This is a genomic window from Methanobrevibacter curvatus, from assembly GCF_001639295.1.
In the GTDB taxonomy this organism is placed as follows: Archaea; Methanobacteriota; Methanobacteria; order Methanobacteriales; family Methanobacteriaceae; genus Methanoflexus; species Methanoflexus curvatus.
In genome coordinates, this window is the sequence record NZ_LWMV01000065.1 from 1 (window position 1) to 2,885 (window position 2,885).

The 2,885-nt window shown below is 28.3% G+C and carries 3 protein-coding genes and 1 pseudogene; all 4 read left to right on the forward strand.

Annotated elements, in window-relative coordinates; translation table 11 throughout:
• Window positions 1–794, forward strand: a 794-nt coding sequence (locus MBCUR_RS01790; protein WP_157077537.1) for a transglutaminase-like domain-containing protein, incomplete at its 5' end; no start/stop codon positions are given.
• A gap of 52 nt (window positions 795–846) precedes the next feature.
• On the forward strand, window positions 847–1,839 hold the full coding sequence (locus MBCUR_RS01795) for a right-handed parallel beta-helix repeat-containing protein (RefSeq protein WP_067089493.1): 993 nt from the start codon (window positions 847–849) through the stop codon (window positions 1,837–1,839).
• Window positions 1,840–1,954: 115 nt separating this feature from the next.
• Window positions 1,955–2,086, forward strand: a complete 132-nt coding sequence (locus MBCUR_RS10915; protein ID WP_281190506.1) for a hypothetical protein — start codon at window positions 1,955–1,957, stop codon at window positions 2,084–2,086.
• A 113-nt stretch (window positions 2,087–2,199) separates the two neighbouring features.
• A pseudogene (locus MBCUR_RS01800) lies at window positions 2,200–2,885 on the forward strand (hypothetical protein); the annotation flags it as partial.

Below are 2,885 nucleotides of genomic sequence, written 5' to 3' on the forward strand. Positions count from 1 at the left end.
CAAGCATATCAGGAAAATGGTATGTTCAAAACTCAAAAACCAAAAAATATTCCCCTATTAAAATAAAGAAATTTCCAAGTAGCTACAAAATTACATACTATGGCAAGCATACTGAAAATCTTAACACTGGTGTCAATAATAAATTAAAACCTTATGTTTTTACCACTTTAAAAATTTCCACTAAAATAAATGGAAAAACAAGCAAATACACACAAAAAGCTTATGTATCTTCTACCACTGACATATACTACCTAACTAATGAATACAGCAAATCATTATCTAAAAAAATAAAGTCTAAGGATAGCCGTGTTCAAGTGAATAGTAGTGATATGAGAAAAGTAGTTGTATCTGTATGTAAAAATATTAGTGGAGAAATTACAGGTAAAAAGAAAATATATGAAATTTTCGTATGGCAAGCAAAGAATATTGTGTATCAATTTTATAAGAATAGTCATTTCAAAGCAACAGATGTTTATTGGAGAATAAATGAATGGGATGAAGATCATGCTAATTGTGTTGACCAGTCTATATTATTGGTTTCTTTCTTGCGTACTGCTGGTGTTCCATCATATTTCATCCATGCAGAGGCAGGTAAGTGTTATGCGGATTATGGGCATGTGTATGTAAAAGCATATAACAGCAATGTAGAACAAATAATATTAGATTCAACTGCCAAAAATGTCCCTGGCAAACCTAAATGGGGTGGTCGTAGTGGTGCTGGAACTTCTCATATAAATGGTATATTATATTCTCACACTTGTAAAAAAGAGAATCATTATCACCATAGATCGTAATTCATGATTTGAAAATATTAAAAATAATAAATAATATAAAAGGTGTTTTTTTATGTTTAAAAAAATAATTGTCATACTTTTAACTATAATTTTCTTAGGAATGTTTGTTGCTTCCGCTAGTGCTGCAACTTACACAATTAGTAACTCTACAGATGTAACTACCATTAACAAAATGGTTAGCGGTAAAATACCAATAAAAAATAACAACTTCATTAAAAATGGTGATGTTGTTAAATTCAAACCAGGAAACTACAAAAATCTGCAACTTATTGTTAAAAAAAGCATTACAATAACCAAAACCAATAAAAAAGCTAAAGTTACGTTCATTGGCAACAATACAGGAACTGCCATAAACTTAACCAATAAAAACAAAAAAGTCAACCTTAATAATATAATAATAAGAAACTATAAATATGGAATCTCTGGCATAATCAATTCAGCAAAAATAACCAAAATGACTTTTTATAAAAACTCCTTCAAAGGAATTTCTATCAAAGGATCTAAACTCAAAATAACTCACAACAAATTCTCTGAAAATAGAATAAGCATCTATGTACGCGGAAAAAACAACATCATATCCTCCAACAGAATAAACAAAGGTGGATTTCTTTCTCCATTAATCCTTATTAATGGAAATAATAATTTGATAAGTCACAATAAAATTAAAGCCCCAGAATCCTATGCAATTTCACTCTACGGAAATAACAATAAAATTAGCAAAAATACAGCATACAAATGCATGAATGGCATTGATGCTGGAGGAGATAGAAACTCAATATCCTATAACAAAATATATTATATACACTACAATGGTATTTATATAGAAGAAGGCAAATATTCCACTGTTAAATATAACACTGTTAAGGATTCTGTAAGTGGTTTGACTATATGGGGAGAAAAAAATACAGCTTCTTACAACAAACTTTATAGAAACGAAATTGGAATTGAATATTTTGAAGGAAATAAGCTTTTTAAAAATAAATTTAAAGACAATAACAAAAATACAAAAATAGAAGACAAAGGCAAATACGAACTATATTATTAACAAAAAAATTACTTCATGAATTAAGAATATCTCATATATACCATGTTCTAAGGCATATAGTATAGCTGACTCATATAAAAATTGTTGATGGTGTGATGACCAGAACATGACTTATATGAAATATAAAGGCTATGAGCATGATAAAGGTGAATTATATTGGAACTTTGGCACATATTTTAAAAAAATTAATGAATGGTTAGGAACATTTCGTGTAAAAGATGCTACAGGTAGAATATATTTAGACTAATTAAACCAGTAAATTTATTGAAGATAATTTATTATTAACTTCTACTCTGTTTTTAATAATTTTTATCTTTAAATATTTTTTTAGTAGCTATTTGAAAATAAAAGGTGATGAAATTGTTGTTTAATGGAAACAATGCACCCACTAATCGTGGTGTATTGTATTTAAATGGTGGAATTACAGCTATTACAAGTAAATCTACTTTTAATAATAAAGCCATTAATGGTGGTGGAATTTACACTAATTCTAATTTAACCATTAATTCTATTGAATTTTCAAGTAATATTGTTAGTTCTAATGGTGCTGGACTATATATTAACCGTGGCAGTGTAAATGTTTTAAATAATAATGCATCAGCTAATGGTGGAGCTATTTACAGTTTAAACGATTTAAATCTTATTGCTACTAATTTTAATAAGAATAATGCTAATTCAAATGGTGGAGCTATTTTCACAAACGGAGGAACTACCAATATAAACTCTAACTCAGTTTTCACAGGTAATTCTGCTGTTAATGGTGCTTGTATATATACTAATAACAATTTAAATATTAATTCAATTGCATTTTCTAACAATACGGCAAAAACCAATGGAGGAGCTTTATATCTTAATGGAGGAGTTACTAATATCTCTGGAACTTCTAATTTTACAAACAACCGTGCTATAAACGGTGGAACAATATACTCTAAAAGCAAACTATTTATTTCATCATCTTTATTTTCCATAAACAGTGCTACCGGTGGTGGAGGAGTATTATACAGTTTAAATGACCTACAAATCATAAATTCCACTTTCAACAACAA